The sequence below is a fragment of the Polaribacter sp. BAL334 genome (genome assembly GCF_015767435.1).
Lineage (GTDB): Bacteria > Bacteroidota > Bacteroidia > Flavobacteriales > Flavobacteriaceae > Polaribacter.
On the sequence record NZ_JADWOV010000226.1, the window covers coordinates 1 to 461 of the forward strand.

Below are 461 nucleotides of genomic sequence, written 5' to 3' on the forward strand. Positions count from 1 at the left end.
CATATATCTTGGGTTTGAAAAGCAATTAGCCGTTCCCCAAAGTAATTTAATACCAGAGTCGGATTGTTTTTCTTTTATATAATCTGTAATAATTGATAATCTTTTTTCAGATTCAGCAAATGTTGGTCCTTCTAGAATTAAATCGTAATCATGAAAACAAAAATAGTCAAACCTCATCTTACTTATAAACTCAAAAGCTGCATCGGCTTTATCTTTTGCGGCTTGAATTGGGTTATTAGATTGATCCCAAGCAAACTTTTGAGTCCCTGGTCCAAACGGGTCAGAACCTTGACCACAGAAGGTATGCCAGTAAGCTATAGCAAATTTAAAATGCTCACGCATTGTTTTTCCACCAACTACTTTCTCTGGGTTATAATATTTAAAAGCTAAGGGGTTATCTGATTCTTTTCCTTCGTAAGTAATTTCTCCAATTCCTTTGTAATATTCTTTGTCTCCTAAAG

At 34.3% G+C, this 461-nt stretch carries 1 pseudogene; it reads right to left on the bottom strand.

Going from position 1 to position 461, the window contains the following annotated elements:
• Window positions 1–461 (bottom strand): annotated as a pseudogene (locus tag IU405_RS02000) (xylose isomerase); the annotation flags it as partial.